General features: G+C 37.2%; 14 protein-coding genes and 1 pseudogene. 12 read left to right on the top strand and 3 right to left on the bottom strand.

All coding sequences use genetic code 11. The features are described from left to right. Nucleotides 1-31: 31 nt before the first annotated feature. The 9 genes from pglX (at nt 32) to tnpB (ending at nt 14,371) form a co-directional block, all read left to right on the top strand. The gene (gene pglX, locus FTU55_RS01905; RefSeq protein ID WP_180045994.1) at nt 32-3,577 is read left to right on the top strand and encodes a BREX-1 system adenine-specific DNA-methyltransferase PglX; all 3,546 of its coding nucleotides are present in this window, start codon (nt 32-34) and stop codon (nt 3,575-3,577) included. A 2-nt stretch (nt 3,578-3,579) separates the two neighbouring features. After that, on the top strand, nt 3,580-5,517 hold the full coding sequence (locus tag FTU55_RS01910; RefSeq protein ID WP_180045996.1) for a DUF262 domain-containing protein: 1,938 nt from the start codon (nt 3,580-3,582) through the stop codon (nt 5,515-5,517). After that, complete coding sequence (locus tag FTU55_RS01915; protein ID WP_180045998.1) at nt 5,514-6,878, top strand: hypothetical protein; 1,365 nt, start codon at nt 5,514-5,516, stop codon at nt 6,876-6,878. The genes FTU55_RS01910 and FTU55_RS01915 overlap by 4 nt, the downstream gene beginning before the upstream one ends. After that, nucleotides 6,878-9,499, top strand: a complete 2,622-nt coding sequence (gene pglZ / locus FTU55_RS01920) for a BREX-1 system phosphatase PglZ type A (RefSeq protein WP_180046000.1) — start codon at nt 6,878-6,880, stop codon at nt 9,497-9,499. The genes FTU55_RS01915 and pglZ overlap by 1 nt, the downstream gene beginning before the upstream one ends. 31 nt (nt 9,500-9,530) lie before the next feature. Further along, complete coding sequence (brxL, locus tag FTU55_RS01925) at nt 9,531-11,567, top strand: protease Lon-related BREX system protein BrxL (protein ID WP_257223322.1); 2,037 nt, start codon at nt 9,531-9,533, stop codon at nt 11,565-11,567. A gap of 46 nt (nt 11,568-11,613) precedes the next feature. Beyond that, the gene (locus tag FTU55_RS01930) at nt 11,614-12,333 is read left to right on the top strand and encodes a DUF3944 domain-containing protein (RefSeq protein WP_180046002.1); all 720 of its coding nucleotides are present in this window, start codon (nt 11,614-11,616) and stop codon (nt 12,331-12,333) included. Between the two features lie 9 nt (nt 12,334-12,342). Then, nucleotides 12,343-13,230 (top strand): hypothetical protein, encoded by an 888-nt coding sequence (locus FTU55_RS01935; protein WP_180046004.1) that lies wholly within the window; start codon nt 12,343-12,345, stop codon nt 13,228-13,230. A gap of 425 nt (nt 13,231-13,655) precedes the next feature. Next, entirely contained in the window at nt 13,656-13,985 is a 330-nt protein-coding gene (locus FTU55_RS01940; RefSeq protein WP_180046006.1) for a transposase, read from the top strand. A 50-nt stretch (nt 13,986-14,035) separates the two neighbouring features. Beyond that, the gene (gene tnpB / locus FTU55_RS01945) at nt 14,036-14,371 is read left to right on the top strand and encodes an IS66 family insertion sequence element accessory protein TnpB (RefSeq protein WP_180046008.1); all 336 of its coding nucleotides are present in this window, start codon (nt 14,036-14,038) and stop codon (nt 14,369-14,371) included. A gap of 192 nt (nt 14,372-14,563) precedes the next feature. On the opposite strand, the pseudogene FTU55_RS01950 reads toward tnpB, so the two are convergent. From FTU55_RS01950 to FTU55_RS01960, 3 genes and pseudogenes are all read right to left on the bottom strand, one after another. Then, nucleotides 14,564-14,699 (bottom strand): annotated as a pseudogene (locus FTU55_RS01950) (transposase domain-containing protein); the annotation flags it as partial. Nucleotides 14,700-14,776: 77 nt separating this feature from the next. Then, entirely contained in the window at nt 14,777-15,673 is an 897-nt protein-coding gene (locus tag FTU55_RS01955; RefSeq protein WP_373686112.1) for a DUF6502 family protein, read from the bottom strand. 56 nt (nt 15,674-15,729) lie between these two features. After that, entirely contained in the window at nt 15,730-16,407 is a 678-nt protein-coding gene (locus tag FTU55_RS01960; protein ID WP_180046010.1) for a hypothetical protein, read from the bottom strand. A gap of 131 nt (nt 16,408-16,538) precedes the next feature. Here FTU55_RS01960 and FTU55_RS01965 point away from each other — a divergent pair, with 131 nt between their 5' ends. From FTU55_RS01965 to FTU55_RS01975, 3 genes are all read left to right on the top strand, one after another. Further along, nucleotides 16,539-16,940 (top strand): transposase family protein, encoded by a 402-nt coding sequence (locus FTU55_RS01965; RefSeq protein ID WP_180046012.1) that lies wholly within the window; start codon nt 16,539-16,541, stop codon nt 16,938-16,940. Nucleotides 16,941-18,055: 1,115 nt separating this feature from the next. After that, the gene (locus FTU55_RS01970) at nt 18,056-18,901 is read left to right on the top strand and encodes an OmpA family protein (protein ID WP_180046014.1); all 846 of its coding nucleotides are present in this window, start codon (nt 18,056-18,058) and stop codon (nt 18,899-18,901) included. Nucleotides 18,902-18,945: 44 nt separating this feature from the next. Further along, nucleotides 18,946-19,495, top strand: a 550-nt coding sequence (locus FTU55_RS01975; RefSeq protein ID WP_180046016.1) for a BapA prefix-like domain-containing protein, incomplete at its 3' end; no start/stop codon positions are given.

Consider the following 19,495-nt stretch of genomic DNA (forward strand, 5'->3'; position numbering starts at 1 on the left):
GAATACAGACAATTTTTGAGAATTTATAAAGATGAATACTGCCAATATTAAAAAGTATGCGCCACAGGCACGTGAAGATTTTATTGCTGCAATCACGCAACAAGCAACGAAGTACGGTATTTATGCAGATCGTATTGAAGACGTACAGCGCAATGGTGATGTTGCATTGATTGATGACGGTGTATTTCCTGCATCAATCATTAAACCACGTGAACAGCTTATTCAGCGCATAGAAGCACATGGCTTTGAACAGACCATCGATTACATTGCCTATAGTTGGTTTAACCGTTTATGTGCCATTCGTTATTTAGAAGTACATGACTTTTTAGCGCATGGACGCCGTGTGCTCAGTAGTGCTGATGGTAGCGCAGGCTTACCGCAAATTTTGGAAGACTGTTTAGATATTGATTTACCCGGTTTAAGCCAAGAACGTATTGCAGAGCTGAAACTAGCAGGGAACAAAGACGAAGAGTTATATCGTGAGTTATTACTCGCACAATGTCGTCGTTTACACGATGCGATGCCATTGTTATTTGAACCCTTGGCGAATGATACAGAACTGTTGTTACCAGATAATTTAACCAAAACAGATTCATTGATTCGTAGTCTAGTCAGCAGTGTTCCTGAGGAAGACTGGGCGAATATTGAAATTATTGGTTGGTTATATCAGTTCTATATTTCTGCCAAGAAAGATCAAGTGATTGGCAAGGTGGTGAAAACCGAAGATATACCTGCTGCAACACAGTTGTTTACGCCAAATTGGATTGTGAAATATTTGGTACAAAACAGTGTGGGTCGTTTATGGATGATGGCGAACCCTGTAAGTAGCACCAAAGCCGAATGGGAATATTACATTCAACCTGCTGAGCAAACTGAAGATGTTCAAAAGCAACTGAATGCTTTGATTCAAACCCGTATTGATGAAGATGGGATTCAATTGAACCCTGAAAGCATCACGGTGTTGGATCCTGCCTGCGGTTCGGGGCATATTTTGGTGGAAGCCTATGACTGTTTAAAAGCCATGTATTTGGAGCGTGGCTACCGCAGTCGTGATATTCCTCGTTTGATTTTAGAAAAGAATTTATTCGGTTTAGATATTGATAACCGTGCTGCACAGCTTGCCAGTTTTGCATTGTTGATGAAAGCCCGTGAGGATGACCGCACCTTACTGCGTAATCCACCAAAGCTGAATATCTTAGCGCTACAAAATAGTCAGCCAAATCGAGTAGAACAATTGGCTCAGGACTTAAGCCAATTTGATATTCGTTTGGAGGAAGTACAACATTTAACGGATACTTTTGAACATGCTAAAACATTTGGTTCATTAATTCAGGTAGACGAAGCATTACCAAGTAAGTGGCTATTCATAGAAAGTAAATTGAAAAAAGCACTTGAAAGTGGAGATATATTTGCTGAGCAAGCAGCCAATGAATTAATGCCTCTAGTTACGCAAGCCCAATTATTAGCCAAGCAATATGATGCTGTGATTGCCAATCCGCCGTATATGGGCGGTAAGGGTATGAATGGTGACCTTAAAGAGTTTGCTAAAGATCATTTCCCTGATAGTAAGTCTGATTTATTTGCCATGTTTATAGAGCGTGGTTTTGGTTGGTGTAAAGATACAGGTTTCAATAGCATGGTCACTATGCAAAGTTGGATGTTTTTGTCTTCTTATGAGGCGATGCGTGAAAAGCTACTGACTAATAGAACACTGTCTAATATGGTACATATGGGCAATGGTGTGATGGGGATTGCTTTTGGTACAGCGGCAACGGTGTTCTTTAATCATCATTTAAATAGTTATGAAGGAAGTTTTTCTTATTGTGAAAACGATGACTTAAATGAAGAAGGGATACCAAAAACCTTTCCTGTAGCCAATAATAGATTGAAAAATGCTAAGCTTGATGATTTTAAGAAAATTCCAGGTAGTCCTATTGCTTATTGGGTAAGTGATAATGTCAGAACTTCTTTTAAACAAAAAAATGTCAAAGATTATTTGATTCCGAAACAGGGATTAGCAACTGGAAATAATGAGAAATTTTTAAGATTTTGGTGGGAAATTTCTAAAAATAAAACTTTATATGATGTAAGTAGTTTGGATAATGCCAAAGAAACTTCAGCTACGTGGTTTCCTTATAGTAAAGGTGGTGAATCGAAAAAATGGTATGGTTCAAATGAATATGTTGTCTATTTTCCAAATGGTGGTGATGAAATAAGAAATTATAAAGATGCTCAAGGACGAGAGTTATCAAGATTTCGTGCCGCTACCTACTATTTTAAAGAGGCAATAACATGGAGTTTGACTTCTAGTTCGGCGAATGGATTTGCTTCTAGATATAGGCCTGTAGGCTATGTCTTTGATATTAATGGTATGTCTGCATTTGGAGATAGTATCAAACAAGTATTATCTCTTTTTAATAGCAAGGTTGGGACATATCTATTAAATTTAATCAATCCAACAATGGCTTATCAAATTGGCGATATTGGAAAATTACCGATTCAAGACAAAATATTAGAAAAATCGATATTAGAGAGGTCAGAGTTAGCAATTGTAAGCTCTAAAAAAAATTGGGACTCTTACGATATTTCATGGGACTTTACTCAAAACCCAATTATTCGTACCCAACAACCAACTTTAGAACAAGCATTTAACACATGGCAACAGCAAAACAGCCACGCCGTTGCTGAAATGAAACGCTTGGAAGAAGAAAACAATAAACTGTTTATTGAAGCCTACGGTTTACAGGATGAATTGACGCCTGACGTGCCTGATGAGCAAATCACCCTAACCCGTGCCGACCGTGAAAAAGACACACAACGCTTAGTGTCTTATGCCATTGGTTGCATGATGGGACGCTATAGCTTAGACGAACCGGGCTTAATTTATGCCCATGCAGGTAACGAAGGCTTTGATCCAAACCGTTATAAGAAATTCAAAGCAGATGCCGATGGGATTATTCCACTGACAGAAATGGGTTGGTTTGACAAAGACGAAGCTGACTATCGAATCAAAGAGTTTTTAAGCGCAGTTTGGGGCAAAGATACTGAAGCTGAAAACCTGCTGTGGTTAGCTGAAGGACTTGCGAAAAAGAACAACGAAACACCTGAAGAAGCAGTGCGTCGTTACCTCGCGACCAAGTTCTATAAAGATCACTTGCAGACTTATAAAAAACGTCCGATTTACTGGATGTTTAGCAGTGGCAAACTCGGTGCATTCCAAGCGCTTGTCTATTTGCACCGTTATAACGAAAGCACACTGGCACGTATGCGTACTGAATATGTCATGCCACTGATTTCTAAAATGGCAGCTTATGCCAAAACGTTGGAAGACAGCAAAGAAGCCAGCAGTTCAGCAGCAGAAACCAATAGAATCGAAAAACAACTTCTAGCACTGCATAAACAACAGGCAGAACTGAGTACATTTGAAGAGAATCTACGTCACTTAGCTGATCAACGCATTACGCTAGATTTAGATGATGGTGTGAAAGTGAATTATGGCAAGTTTGAATGTAAAACGGACAATAATAAAACTGCTTACCTGTTAGCAGATGTGAAAGCAGTGACGGGGGAGAAATAAACATGAATGCATTAGTAACTTTAAGCAGTATTTTTGAACAACGTATTATTCGTATTCCTGACTATCAGCGTGGCTATGCTTGGCAGGATCAACAGCTTAATGATTTTTGGGAAGACTTAATTCATTTGTCTCCTGAACGTGTGCATTACACGGGTGTATTGACCCTAGAACCTGTCGAAGAAGAAAATTGGAAACGTTGGGAAAATGATCTTTGGATTATTGAAGGTAAGGGCTATAAACCTTTTTATATTGTCGATGGACAACAACGACTTACGACTTCTGTCATCTTAATTCAAGCCATTTTGGAAAGTGTTCCGAATTATGCTGAGTTAAATTTCCAAACTGTAGATGAAATTAAACAAAAATACGTACTTCACTCAGCGACCACAGGTATTCGTAAGTCATTCTTGTTTGGCTATGAAAAAGATAATCCGAGTGATGAGTTTTTAAGAACCAATATTTTCTTAGAACATTCAGCATCGAATAATGATGAGCAGACCTTCTATACCCGAAACCTGTCATACGCCAAAGACTTCTTTAAAAAGAAATTGATCTCTTTAAGCCCAGAAAAGATTGCAGAAATTTTCAAAAAACTGACACAGAAATTCAAATTCAACCTATATGAAATTGATGCTGAAATTGATGTGTTTGTGACTTTTGAAACCATGAATAACCGAGGTAAGCCATTATCAAATCTTGAATTACTCAAGAACAGATTAATCTATTTATCGACGTTATTCCCTAAACAAAGTGGTAGTGCAGAATTACGTAATAATATTAATTTGACATGGAAAACCATCTATGAATATTTAGGGCGTAATCCTGAGAAATTATTAAGTGACGAGGACTTTTTACGTAATCATTGGATTATGTACTTTAAGTTTACTCGTCAGACAGGTGATGACTATAAGATTTATCTACTGAATGAAAAATTCACTGTTCAGAATGTCACCCATCCAAAACATGAAAAAGATCAGCTTACTGTAGAAGAAATTAATGCTTATGTGATGAGTTTGCAGCAAGCAGTGAAACCATGGTTCTACATGCATAATCCTTCGTATCCTTTGAAAGATTATACGGACGAAACCAATCATAAGTTAATAGATCGCTTGGTACGCCTAGGATATAAGTCATTTAAACCTTTGGTATTAGCAGCTTTCTGTCGTGGTAGTGATTTTAAAGATATTAATTGGTTACTTAGAGCAGTAGAGCGTTATATCTTTACCATCTTTACCTTAAGTCGCCGCCGTGGACATACAGGCGACTCTACGTTTTTAAACAAAGCAAAAGAATATTTGAATTATCATATTGATACTGAAACTTTGGTCAATGAGTTGAATGCTTGGGTTGATTCGTACTTCTCAGCAAATAAATTCCGTGAATATATTGCTGAAAATTATGAAGTGGGTCGTCAAGGTTTCTATCATTGGGATGGGGTACGTTATTTCCTATTTGAATATGAACAGTCCTTAAAAGAAAAGGGTAAAAACTCAACAGGTAAATTAACTTGGAAAGAATTTACGACCCGTTTAGAAGATCATATTACCTTAGAGCATATTTATCCTCAGACAGATACTGATCCATATTGGGTAAGTCATTTTGGGCATCTAAATAGTCAAGAGCGTACGTATCTCACGCATTCATTAGGGAATTTATTGCCACTATCACGTGCTAAGAACTCTTCACTACAGAACGATCGCTTTAGTTTAAAGAAAAATGATGGCAAAGGTGTAGGTTATTACAACGGTTCTGTTTCTGAAAATGAGGTTAATACTGAGGATGATTGGACACCAGTTGAAATCAAAGAACGAGGTATTGCACTTCTTAAATTTATGGAAACACGTTGGTTGGTTGAACTAGGCGATGATGCATTTAAGGCAAAGCTATTGCATGTTGATTTCGTAAATACTGACGCTAAAGAACCTGAGGCAACAGTATGAACTTAGATCAAATTAATCTAGTTAAAAAGTATCTCGATGAGTATAACAATCTGAACTTAGCAAAGTTAATTTCAGAAACTTACATTGATGAAAATTTGGATCAAGTGTACATCGGCAGTTATTCCGTACAAGAGTTTCTACATGCTTCCAGTAAGGTTTTTAAACAGTTTGAAGAAGAACTTGATACGACATTTGCCAAAGCTCTACCTTTTTCTTACCAATTTCAAAATGAGTATGGTGGGGCTGATTTAAATCAGGATCTGTCAAAGTATTTGTCCTATACGAAAAATAAACAGTTTGATGCTGCTGTGACTCATTTAAATCGCTTGATACATTATCAAGCGATTAATGGCTTTTGGGAAAAAAGTAAAAGAAAATATTTCCGCACTTCAGAAATAAATGTGCAACAAGACAAAGAACGTATTGAATTGATTTCGAATCAATTAGAAGCTGTTTCTGAAAGATTAGACCTGTTGGTTCTTGAGATCCATAATCGAAAGAATGACTTAGAAAAGTTTACATCAACTAAGCAAAATGAACTTACTGAAATTGAATCTCTAGTCACGGCAAGTCGTAATCGCACTGAAGAAATTACAAATCTACAAAGCCAAGCAGCCGTTCTCATAGAACGAATTAATGCTTTACTAGAAGCTTCGAATCAAAAAAAATCAAGTTCTGATCAATTACTCTCAGAATCTAAATCTCAATTACAAAGTTTGAAGAATTCATTTGAAGAGCTTGTAGGTAGTATTGAAGCACAACAGTCAGAGTATGAAACTTTAAAAGCTAATTTTGAATCTAAATTAAGTTTTGTTGAAAGTAAGCATCAGTACTTTACCGAGAGGAATGAATATTTAGATGATTTAATTGGGAGAGAAGTTGGAGCTTCTTTATTTGAAACGTTTAAACAGCGTAAGACTGAGCTTGATAAGCCAATATTTTTTTGGAAATATAGTATCCCAGTCATTGCTGTTGTCTCAATAGCTTGGATCTTTTATTTATTTTGGGGGACTACACCGGGAGAGTTAAGCTGGCAATTCCTTTTAATCAACTCATTAAAAACATTGCCAGTACTAGGTATTCTATTTTTTACAATTTCTCAGTATACGAAAGAACGTAATTTTCAAGAAGAATATGCCTTTAAATCTGCTGTTGCTTTGACTGTTAAATCTTACGCAGAACAACTCAAAGATGAATCTAATCAAGATAAATTGATTATGGAGTCTGTGCAGACCATTTATACCCCACCTAGTCCGAAGAACTCAAAAGTATTAATCAATGAGAGTTCTTCATTAGAAAATTTAAAACAAATGATTGATCAGGTGAAGGAAATAAAAAGTATTGTTGGGGATGGTAAATAATGAACTTAGATCAAATCAAACAAGGTCTAGAACAGGCTTTTTTTACTGAAAATCACCGCATCGTCTTTTGGTATGACGCTGAACAGTCATTTACTGAGGAAATCAAAGCACTTGATTTAGATGCAGTAAAAGTCGTCAATATGGCACATGAATCGGTGCTAGAAACCAAGTTCAATTTAGAACTCGAAGATACGCAAAGTAAATATTTACTGTATTTTCCAAGTGCAGAGCCAGATTCACTTAAAGATTGGATGCTCGATATGAAACTCTATTCACGTAGTTTCTATGCAGACCGATTCTCCATTATTTTTAATGAGCTAGGCTTAACGAAGCAAAGTGTCAGAGCACATTTAGCTCAACGTGAAAAGTTCCTCGCCAGTCGTTCACGCATTGATGCACTCAAAAAACATGTGCAACCTGAACATGATGAACAAGCACTTGATTTAGCGATGGTGGCTGCTTTGGTGAAGTCCGAGAGCAATGAATGGCTGCATATCTTATTTGCATTGGCAAATGAAGCCGTACAGGAAAATACAGGTTTAGAGGATAATCCTTCATCATTAGATGAAATCCAAAAATACGGCTTAGTTCCTGCATGGGTAATGACATTACAAACTGAAGTCGGTTACCAAGCTTCAGTGGAGGAACTCCAAGGTGAAGAAAACTTTAAACTTGGTCAGTTCTTGATTCGCTTATTGGTGACAGGGTTCTGTGAAAGTTCAGGTCAAGTGCCGGATTGGGCAAAGTCTTTACAGCTTTCAAATGGCATTGCAAGATCAACGGCACGTGCGATTTTGTCACGATGGAAAGATAGCAGTAAGTACTCAAAATCTTTTGATGAAATTTCGGGTTGGGTCGCAAATGCAATTGATATCCAATCTAAAATTCGAAATTTCCAATTAAATGATTTAGTTGATAGTGCAATTTTTGAAGTGGTCGAACAAAAGATCATTAGAGACATTGCTCAGCAGATCCCAAATGCACATCAACCAGAACTAAATCATTTCCAAAAGCTGATTTCTAAACGTTTAGATGGACACTGGGCATCACAACATCAAGAGGATGAGAAACGCAGAAAATACCGTACCATTTATATCGCATTAAAAGCAGCGATTCGACTGTTTGAACTGCGCTTGGGGTATTTGAATGGATTTAACTTCGCAACCTGTGAAATTCTATATAAAGCCTATGAACAGAACTTGTATGCGTTCGATCAGGCATATCGTCATTATGTAGAAGCATCACAACGTGCCCACGTAGAAATTCTAAAATATTTAGATGATGAAGTCGAAAATTGTTATGCCTATTGGTATATCGACCGTCTAGCTAAAAACTGGGGTGAATGTTTAGAAGCAGAACAAGGTTTAAAACATTGGTCGATTCCGAAAGTCAGTCACCAGTATCATTTCTTCAAAGATCAGGTGAAGCCATTACTATCAGATAAAACCGGTAGACGCGTGGCGGTGATTATTAGCGATGCATTGAGATATGAAGCAGCGCAGGAGCTTTGCGAACGAATTAATGACAAGCGTTATTCGGAAGCAAGCCTAAGCTCACAATTGGGAGTGTTACCAAGTTATACCACCTTAGGTATGGCATCATTGTTGCCACATGAAACCTTAGAATATAAAGATAATGTTTCAGATGATGTTTTTGTAGATGGTCTTTCATCCAAGGGTACACAGGCACGTGCAAAAATTCTTGCATCCAAAAATGCGACAGCATTTACAGCGGACGTGGTCAAAGCATGGAAGAAGGATGACGGTCGAAAAGAACTAAGCCAGTATGATTTTGTGTACATATATCACAATATGATTGATGCACGTGGTGATAATGTTTCAACAGAATCAGAAACATTCAATGCTGTAGAAGATGCGATCACGGACTTAACGGAGCTGACGCATAAAATTCTCAGTAACTTTAATATTTCACGTGTGATTGTCACGGCAGACCATGGTTTCTTATTCCAACAGAGTAAATTGGATTCTGCAGATCGAACAGCAATTGTAGATAAGCCCGTTAACGTACTGAAAAGTAAAAAACGCTACGTGATTGCCAAGTCTTTACCTGAAACAAATGAAGCATGGAAGGGGTCGACGCAAGATACGGCACAGTCCATTTCGCCAACAGATTTTTGGATTCCGAAGGGTGCCAACCGATTCCATTTTGTAGGTGGATCTCGTTTTGTACATGGTGGTGCAATGCTACAGGAAATTGTTGTACCTGTGATTACCGTGAAGAGCCTTCGTGATAAAAAAGCAGAGGAGAAGACCACACGCAAAGTCAAAGTGATTTCACCGACAACAAGCCTAAAAATGGTCAATAACATTCAGAAATTTGAATTTTTACAGACCGAAGAAGTTGGTGGTGTGCTCACAGCAAATACCATCACTGTTGCGATTTATGATGGTGACAAACAAGTATCTAGTGAAGAAACTATAACCTTCGACGCCAGTGGCGATAATTTTAATGATCGTAAGAAGCACGTGCTTTTATCATTGTTAGGCAATAACTTTGATCGAAATAAAGATTACTTCTTAATCATAAAAGACAAGCAACTCGGTACTGAGAATTATAGGTACAAGGTCAGTATTGATTTAATTACTGATGACTTTTTCTAAAAAATTGAATTGGAAGAATAAAATGAATTCGATGCTAGAGCAGGATAAAGAATTAGATCAGCTTTTAAATGAGCACTTTGCTGGACGCGTTGTACGTAAAGACCTGACCAAATTGATCAAAGAAGGGGCAAATGTCCCTGTCTATGTGTTGGAATATTTGTTAGGGATGTACTGCGCTTCGAATGATCCAGAGATCATTGAGCAAGGGCTGAAAAATGTTAAAACCATTTTAGCTGAAAACTATGTCCGGCCAGATGAAGCTGAAAAAGTGAAGTCTTTGGTCCGTGAGCGTGGTAGTTATAAAGTGATTGATCGGGTCACGGTAAAGCTTAATGAACGCAAAGATAAATATGAAGCATCATTCAGTAATTTGGGGATTCGAGATGCGGAAATTTCAGCAGGTATCGTCAAAGAGTATGAAAAGCTTTTAGTAGGCGGTATTTGGGTCATTGCCACATTGAGTTATTACTTCGATGAAGGGCAGACAAGTTCACCATTTGGGGTTTCATTATTAAAGCCGATTCAAATGCCTAATATGAATATGGACGAACTCTTTACAGGGCGTTCAGCACTCACGACTGACCAATGGCGTGAGTGTTTGATCCGTTCTGTAGGAATGGAACCTGCCTCACTTAACGAAGATGTACAGTGGCATTTGTTGGCACGAATGATCCCATTTGTAGAAAATAATTATAATGTCTGTGAACTTGGACCACGAGGCACGGGCAAAAGCCACATCTATAAAGAATGTTCACCGAACAGTATCTTAGTTTCAGGTGGTCAAACAACAGTAGCGAATTTGTTCTATAACATGAGCAGTCGCCGTATTGGACTTGTTGGTTTATGGGATGTCGTGGCATTTGATGAAGTTGCAGGAATATCATTCAAAGATAAGGATGGTGTTCAGATCATGAAAGATTTCATGGCGTCAGGTTCATTTGCCCGAGGTCGTGAGCAAATGGAAGCTTCAGCCTCTATGGTCTTTGTGGGAAACATTAACCAAAGTGTTGAGTCTTTAGTGAAGACCAGTCATCTATTAGCACCATTTCCCGAAGCCATGATTGATTCGGCATTCTTTGATCGTTTCCATGCTTATATCCCGGGTTGGGAAATCCCTAAGATGCGTCCTGAGTATTTCACTAATCGCTATGGCTTAATTGTGGACTATTTAGCGGAATACTTCCGTGAAATGCGTAAACGCAGTTTTGCAGACAGTATTGAAAAATACTTTAAGTTAGGGAATAACCTGAACCAACGTGATGTAATCGCAGTGCGTAAGACGGTTTCAGGGTTGATGAAGCTTTTGCATCCACATGGTGAATTTAGCAAAGAAGACGTCCGCGCATGTCTAGAATATGCTTTACAGGTCCGCCGTCGTGTGAAAGAACAGCTTAAAAAAATTGGTGGTATGGAATTCTACGATGTTCATTTTAGTTACATCGATAATGAGTCACTAGAAGAGCATTTTGTGACAGTAAAAGAACAAGGTGGTGGTGGTCTTATTCCTGATGGTCCAATTAAACCAGGATTCCTGCATACGATTGGTTTAAGTAGTAAAGGGATGCCTGGCTTATACCGTTTGGAGCTTCAAGTGACCAAAGGCAGTGGGAAATTAGCGACGTCTGGTCTTTGGAATTCAAGCAGTGCTAAAGAGCAGGTAAAGATAGCTTTTGATTACTTTAAAGCAAACTCTGCTAGGATTTCAGGCGGTAATAAAATTGCAGAGCATGATTTCCATCTCCAGGTCGTTGAACTGCAAAATACAGGTCCTTTGAATCATTTGGCTTTGCCTGCTTTAGTGGCATTTTGTTCTGGGTTGTTAGGCAAGTCAGTTCAAAGTCAGATGGTTGTACTTGGTGATATGAGCCTTGGTGGATCAGTGACACCTGTGGAAAGTATTGCTGAATGTTTACAAGTTGCTTTTGATGCAGGTGCTAAACGCGTTGCTTTACCGATGAGTAGCGCTGTAGACATTCCAACGATTCCTGTTGAACTATTTACTAAATTCCAAACAAGCTTTTATGCCGATCCTGTGGATGTCGTGTTCAAAGCTTTGGGTGTGGATTAATCATTTTAAATAAAAATTTATACTTGAAATTGTTCTGAGAAAATAAATGGCGAATGAAGCAAAATTTCGTGAAGACCCTGATTTAGCATTTCTACAATATTTAGACTATAAAGATCTAAAATTGTTAGCAGATACATTAATTAAAGATGTGGAAGGTACAGAGCAATGGACTGGAAGCTTAAAAAAAACGTTATTGGCAAATATGAAAATGTATGAGACAGAAGAACTGCTCTACAAAAATAGCTGGAAAGCAATTGTTGCAGAAATTCAGTTATTTGGTGGGGATACATTAGTTAATCTAGTGAGAAGAAAAGGGGTCTTGTACCAAGAGATTCTGTATGATGTAGCAGAAAAAATAGGAGTTGATTTTCATAAAGGAACTATCAATACCGTAGAATTAGAAGAAAAAGTACTAAGGAAACTTTTTGGTAAAGTTAAGACACTAGATGATATTGATGAAATAAATCAGACATTGAAAGAAAAAGGGTACTTAGGTCTTACTTCATTAAAGGAGAGCCCTCTAAAAACTATCAAAAATAGTGTAGGAGGAGGAAGTGTAGGTGGAGTCAGCGGAGGGCTATTGGCGGGATTAAATATCGCTAAAAACTTAGTAAAAGTTAATCCTTGGGTTGCGGCTGCAACTCTTCCATTAACAGCTAAAGATATAACAGCACCTGCATATCGTATCACGATCCCTATAGTGTGTATTGTGGCAATGTTACGAATCAAATTTGATGCAAATAAAGATAGTTATAATGAATTCTAGGGGATAGTAATGTTAGGAAAAACATTTACTTATGATACTGAAAAATTTTCGCCTGAACTATTGGAAGCTTTAAAAAATAATCAGGTTATATTTAGAGATGGCGTAGCATACTTAAAGAATGGCGGTATTATACAGCACGTACCATTAAAAGAGGTTACTACAGTCAATATAGATAGTTTTATTAAAGGTTTAGATTCACTCCAATCTACCTTACAGTCGACCATTGTGGCAGCTCAAGCTATTTCTACTGCATCATTAATGGTCGCAATGGTGATACAGACCCAAATCTTGGCTAAAAAAATTGATGCAGTTCAGCAAAGCGTATTAGCAGTGTCTAATCAAATCAAAGAGCAAAATATTCTTTTTTATACTGAAAAAACGACGGAATATCTTGGTCTGCTAAGAACTTTTAAATTGTTGTTAAACAATAATATTGAACTCAAAGATGTAAATGCGCTAGCAAATAATACCTTGGCTAGTTCTATTCAGCTTAGAAATCACTTGGTTTGTTTTATGGAAAATCTATTTTTCCAAGTGCAGCACAAAAAAATTAGTTCGCCTGAGCACGTCAGTCAGATATTGCAATTTATTCAACAAATGATGGAATTATTGCCAGTAGGTATGCACCTAGAGTTCATTCTTTCACATCGATTAGATCAGAAAGAGTTTTCTCAAGCATTGATTGAGGACTCTCATAGCCAATATTCAAATTTACAGCTTAATTACCGTGGCTATTTGAATGAGATAAATAATGGTTTAAGAGAGTATCGAATCAAAAGTAGCGAGGTCCCTTTTTTTGAGGAACTCAAAATACCTGCGAAACAATTGCTAGAAAGTAATCTTTACAGCGAGTTGTTGGAAAAGCCAGCTATGGAAAAATTATCCTATAGCCATTAATTGGTGAAAAAAGAATAGAAATAACTGAATGAATTTCAGTTATTTCTATTAGAAAGACTAAGTATTTACTTATCGTTCATCTCGACTAATCGTTGAAATACAATTTCAGAAAATGGTAGCCAATAGTTCCATGATTTGTATTTAGGATTGAATGAACCACGACCTTCACGTTTCCATTCTTTGAGCATTGAAATAATCTCAGGATTATAAGTGCTATTGACTGAAATCATACCGCTATCAAATTTTCGAACATTGACAAATATACCTTTGATTGTGAATTTGTAGTCCTGCCATTTTGGAGATGTCTGTACAATTTCAGATTTTTCTAGAATTACATTTGTAAGCGTCCGCTGAACACACCTTATGAATTCATCCTATAAGCCTTAATTTAGTTCCCACCTAAAAACAAGTGGGGACTTAAATTTATGACTACAAATAATCAGACATCCATCGCATCTCTTGCGAAAAAACGAAGAACATACAGTGCTGAATTTAAACAGCAGATCGTTCAGGCTTGTAAAGCACCGGACGTTTCAATTGCTTCAGTCGCTTTGCAACATGGATTGAATACAAATCTTGTATCCAAATGGATTCGCTTAATTGATGCTAAGCCAGGGAGTGATCGCTCACCACTACCGAATAAACCTGCATTTATTGCCTTATCTTGCTCTGCACCATTAGATCCTACTCCTACTGACATGTTAAAAGTTCAAATTACTTTACCCCACTCAAAAGCAGAAATTGGCTTGAAATGACAAGTATCAGAAATATCTGCCTTGGCAGAATTACTCAAGATGCTGGCAACATGATCCGTATCGATGAAATCTGGTTGTCTATTCAGCCCATGGATATGCGTGCAGGAATGGATACTGCCATGGCTCAGGTGGTGAGAACCTTTGGCTCGATCAAACCGCACTGTGCTTACCTGTTCCGTAATAAACGTGGTCATCGTATGAAAGTACTGGTGCATGATGGACTGGGCATCTGGCTGTGTGCCCGGCGGTTGGAACAGGGCAAATTTCACTGGGCTAAGCTTCACCAAGGTGAAACCGTGGCCCTCAGCCCGGAACAGTTACAGGTACTGATCCAAGGTTTGCCCTGGCAGACAGTTGGATTGCAGCAAGTGGTGAAAATGCTCTAAACCAAGCTCGACCATTCTGCCATCCTCCAAACGTTCTATTTCATTCTCTTCATGACCTCAGGCATACTGCGGTCATGAATACGCTGCCTGACTTAAGCCAACTGACCCATGAACAACTGCTGGAATTTACCAGACAGTTGGCGCTGCAGCATCAGTCTCTAGGTAAGCGTGCGCTGAACCCCATACCTATTTTTAATTTTGGTCGGGTTGCCACTGGTGTGGCAGTAATTCTTCTATTTGTGTCACTTATTTGGGGAACTTTAGGTGTCGGTAACCTTTTCAGCACATCACTTAAATAGGCATACAGATCTAACCCATTCAGGACTTTATTCTTGATAAAAATCATCTAATACCACAGAGAATCTATAAATAATAATGCGTAAGTATTATTAAAAGACTACGCTATTAATTTTTATTTATATCGATTGTATCATACTCAAAAATTCCGACTCTAAATCGACGATTTGCATCAATTTGACCTTCATCTTTTTGGCAAAGCTCTATTGCTTCGGCCAATAAACTTTTGGAAAATTTCCCCCATAATTCAACAACCCTTTCTTTCAAATAGTTAATAGACTCTTCAGTCAATTCATTTGCAAAAATTGCTTGTTCTAAAAAATAGTTTTGATTTTCAGTCAAATTATGAACGCCAGCAGCGATATGATCAGATAAATTTTCAGCCAGAATCTGTTTTGCTTGATGAGCTTCAGGAGCAGGTGTAAAACTTTCTTGATGTAAAATTACTTTTCCCCCTGCTTCTGTTACTAGTCCAATCCTCTGTAACTCTAATAAAATAGATCGGGGATGTTTGTCTCTAGAAATTTGTTTGACTAACCCTTCAAAACTATTTTCATTACCAGTAAGGGGTAATATATACGGCAAATCTTGGTGCACCCATAATGCAACGACTCGAGCAGGCACGCTGATTGGCATAGTATTTCTATAAGTCAGAGGGATTATAGTATGTTTACCTCCATTCTCTTGCTTAATTTGACTAACATCCCGTCTATTTAAACCTGAAAGTAAACTAATTGAAGAGTCAGTTGTTTTTTGACCTAGATGTTCTAATTCTTTAACAGCCTCATTATAGAAGAGGGGACGAATCGCATTAGAAAACTCACTATAGCCAATTCCTGATTTGACTAACCAATGAGTAAGTTCTCCCATAACTTTTAGTGTATATTCTAATGTAGATTTTGATTCTGATGAGAGGACTTTATTTTTATCAACTAAATAAGCATCTACATCAGATTCATTCAAATTAAATTTACTTTCCATTGTGCCTTTATAGCCCATTTCCATTGTGCCTTTATAGCCCATCTAAAAAGTTTTTATATTATATTTTAAAAAACTTTACATCACATTTCTTCAATTTTTAATGAAATTTCCCTAGCCTCGCAAGTTTGAGAGTTTGGTCGATCTACAACGCGATTTATGCTGAAAAAAGTTCTATAATTGATAGTCCATGTTTGATCTTTAAAAGGCAAATTATATTTAAGATCAAATATTTTTTCTTCATACGGTTTATATATTTGTAAACTCTGATTCTGAGTACAAGATACTTCAATATTTTCATTGAACGGAATCAGGTTTTGATCTTGTAAAGTAAAGCCGGATTTACAGTCATGATTATATTGGTAAACAGTTTCTGAGCTTAAATTCTTAATATGTGCTTGTAAATGTAAATTATGTAAATCATTCGGCTCTATATAACTTAGATCAGTTCCGTAACCATCAGGAAGTATTTCGTTAGTTGTTTTGTTTACAAGATGAAGTGAAATTTCTAAAGGGGCACAATAATGCATATTATTTACAGGAGTCCATACAACGAACCTGTCTTGCATTTCATTTTCATTCCCAGTTGATGGCAAAGGGGAAGTTGGATCTGATAGTAATGGGGGAGTCGAACTAGTTCCAGTATTCTGCCCAGAGCCAGAACCTCCAACAGTTACTCCAACTCTATAATTTTCTTCACCACAACCAGTAACCAAAACAACAGAAATTACGGTAATTTGTTTTAATACTTTGTTAATCATAATAAAAATAAAGAATGATTACATTTTTTGATTATACTATAAAATAGATCTCTTGCATAAATCAAAAAACGACCAATCTAGTGATTATTTTTTGTAGCGATCAATAAGCCGTATTCGGTTATCGTTGTTGCATGAACTACTCAAAAGTAAAAACACTGCTAAGTCAGCAGTTTAAACGACTTAACGGAATACAACCCTCAACTTTTGCAGAAGTGCTTGAAGTATTGAGAGCCGCTCAAAGTGATAGTCCACGAGGAAGACCCTCAATACTTTTGCTTGAAGATCAGCTGTTGATGACCTTAAGCTATTGGCACGAATATCGCACACTTTTCCATGTTGCGATGACCTATGGTATCCATGAATCAAGGGCTTCACGCATTATTCAAAAGATTGAAAACCTTTTAATTAAATCCGATAAATTTCATTTACCTAAAAAGTTACGAAAAGGTGAAGGTGTAGATTGGGAAGTTATCGTGATTGATGCCACTGAAATGACAATAGAACGTCCCAAAAAAACAGAAAAATTACTATAGCGGCAAGAAAAAACGTCATACGATCAAAGCCTAGCTGACGATTCACTATAAAACTAGCCAGATTATATCAACAGCCATTGCATAAGGTAATGTGCATAATTTTCAGCTATTTAGAAAACACCGAAAAAAACAAGATGCCGTCTTGGTAACCAATCAGGTTTTGAGATTATTAGACCAATAAATAATCTTTTTGATAGGCAGTCTGATGTTTTAAAACGCCATAACACAGACGTATAAGCTTGCGCATTGCAACACCTAAAGCACACCTTTAATTTTTATCCTGACTTAATAATTATTGATATAAAGCTTCAATGTGTGGATTCTATTGAATCGCTGTTAAGGTTTACATATACAATACTGAGCGTATTTTACTGTCATCTGCTTTTGATAAGTGACTTTTGCTTGTTGGCCGAACTGCCAGACAGCTGATTTACTGGAACCAAATCTACATATGCAGCAGCTTAACTTGCTTTTTTAAACTTGTACGAATGAAATAACCCCAACAATAATAATTCTGATTGTTCACCATTGAAGAAATAGTTTGTAGTAATTTCAAATCCTATTTCAATGTGGATTTTTGGTCTATATGGTTATTTATTAGCTTATATGAGTGGACTGCGCCTTTTAAGTAGATTCTTTTCCCGTAATAAACTACCTAGGTAAACATCACGTCTACCTATTAAAGCTTTTAATAAGCTGAAATTTTTAGGTTAAGGTTGCTGTAAAGAAGCGTTCTTTATACTATGTGCTCTGTATGATTTTTGTAATGCTCATCAAAATAGAAATTTGATGAGCTTTTTTATGGCGACCAATATTGATCAAGTGAATAGGTGGAAACTTTTTGAATTTAGTTACATCTTGTTGATATATTTGATTTTTAATCTTCGTTTAATTAGGACTATCTAGTTGAGTATTTCTAATAAAACTATAAAGTGATACAGTTCACATAAAAAATAAATGTTCAAAATACACATTTATTTTGATATAAAGATGTTAAAATGTGCACTATATCACAATAATAATCTTTTAGTAGATTCATGGGAAGATATTTGTTTTGTGTAGAAAATGTGCTTGAAATTGTTCCTTAAATCGATCTAAGTCCACAAGGGGTAGTTATGTTGAGATTGTCACTTTTAGCTGTTGTAGCTTCATTGGGGGTAGCGGCTTGTACATCAAGCCCATATACGAAGCCATCAGATTTACGTTTTCAGAAAAAAACGCAAGAAAATAATCAACCTATTACATTAAAGCGAGACGAGAAGCTGTGTAGTGGTGATACAGCAGAACAGCAAAATTGCCCAATTGAATTTTATATCGATAGTATTAAAGCTGGAAATTTTTATATAAATAATTCGGCTCAATATGCATTGAAACCAGAAACATATAATTTCAAAGTAAAAAACTGTACTGAAGAATCATGCCAAAGTTGTGATGTTGACTTAAACGTAGGAAAGCTAACAAGCAATGAATTTGTACTCTCTGTCAATACAGACGGTAAACCTTTTATTTCCCATAATGGTCAGCCTTTAAGTTGTGAGGTGAAGCATCAGGTTGCTGCTCAGGAACAGACAATACGAGTGGATTTAGCTGCGGACACTTTATTTAAATTTGACGGTTCTTCCTTGAATGATTTACTGCCAAAGGGCCGTCAAGAGATCTTGAATGTTGCTTCGCAAATTCATAACAACTTCGTTTCTGTAAGCCACATCAATTTAGTTGGTCACACAGATCGTTTAGGAAGTGATAGTTATAACAATCAATTGGGGCAAAACCGTGCAGACACAGTACGCAACCTGTTGGTTCAAAATGGTGTGGCAGGGAATGTGATTTCAACTGCAAGCGCAGGTAAAGGCCAACCTGTGACGAATGGTTGTTTTGATGTAAAACAGCGTGAAGCATTACATGCATGTCTACAGCCTGACCGCCGTGTAACTGTCGAAATTACAGGCATTACTAAATAGTTAAAGTTTTTGAAGATAAAAGAATATAGTTTTTGGGTAAAAATATGACTAATTTTATTGTAATTGACAAAGACTCATTAAGTAAATCAACGGTTAATTCTGCGAATATCACATTAACCGAAGCGTCTATTGTTCACACCAAAATGCATCGCGATGATGTGGCTGAGTTTATCCGTGATGGCAATAACTTGGTACTAAAACTCAAAAATGGCGAAGTGATCGTCATTGAAAACTTCTTTGTTCAATACGAAGACCAATTAACATCGGATTTAGTTTTTGAAGATGATGAATGTGCCTTCTTATGGTTTGACATGACCGATGGTGTAGTAAGTTTTAAAGAACTTTCAGGCCTTGAATTGCTACTACCTGTACCTCCAGTAGATCTCGGTCTGTTGCCATGGATTGCAGGTGGTCTTGTCGGTGGTGGTTTAGCACTGATCGATGGGGGATCTTCAAAAGATTCGCCAGTTGCACCAGAAGCACCAAGCGTGACGATTGATCCGATTGTTCCTGGCGACGGTGAAAACACAACACTTACAGGTACAGTAAACAACCCAGAAGCGGATGTGACTGTGAATGTCGGTGGTGAAGACT

Origin of the sequence: Acinetobacter sp. YH12117 (assembly GCF_013418865.1) — a bacterium.
Taxonomy (GTDB): Bacteria; Pseudomonadota; Gammaproteobacteria; order Pseudomonadales; family Moraxellaceae; genus Acinetobacter; species Acinetobacter indicus.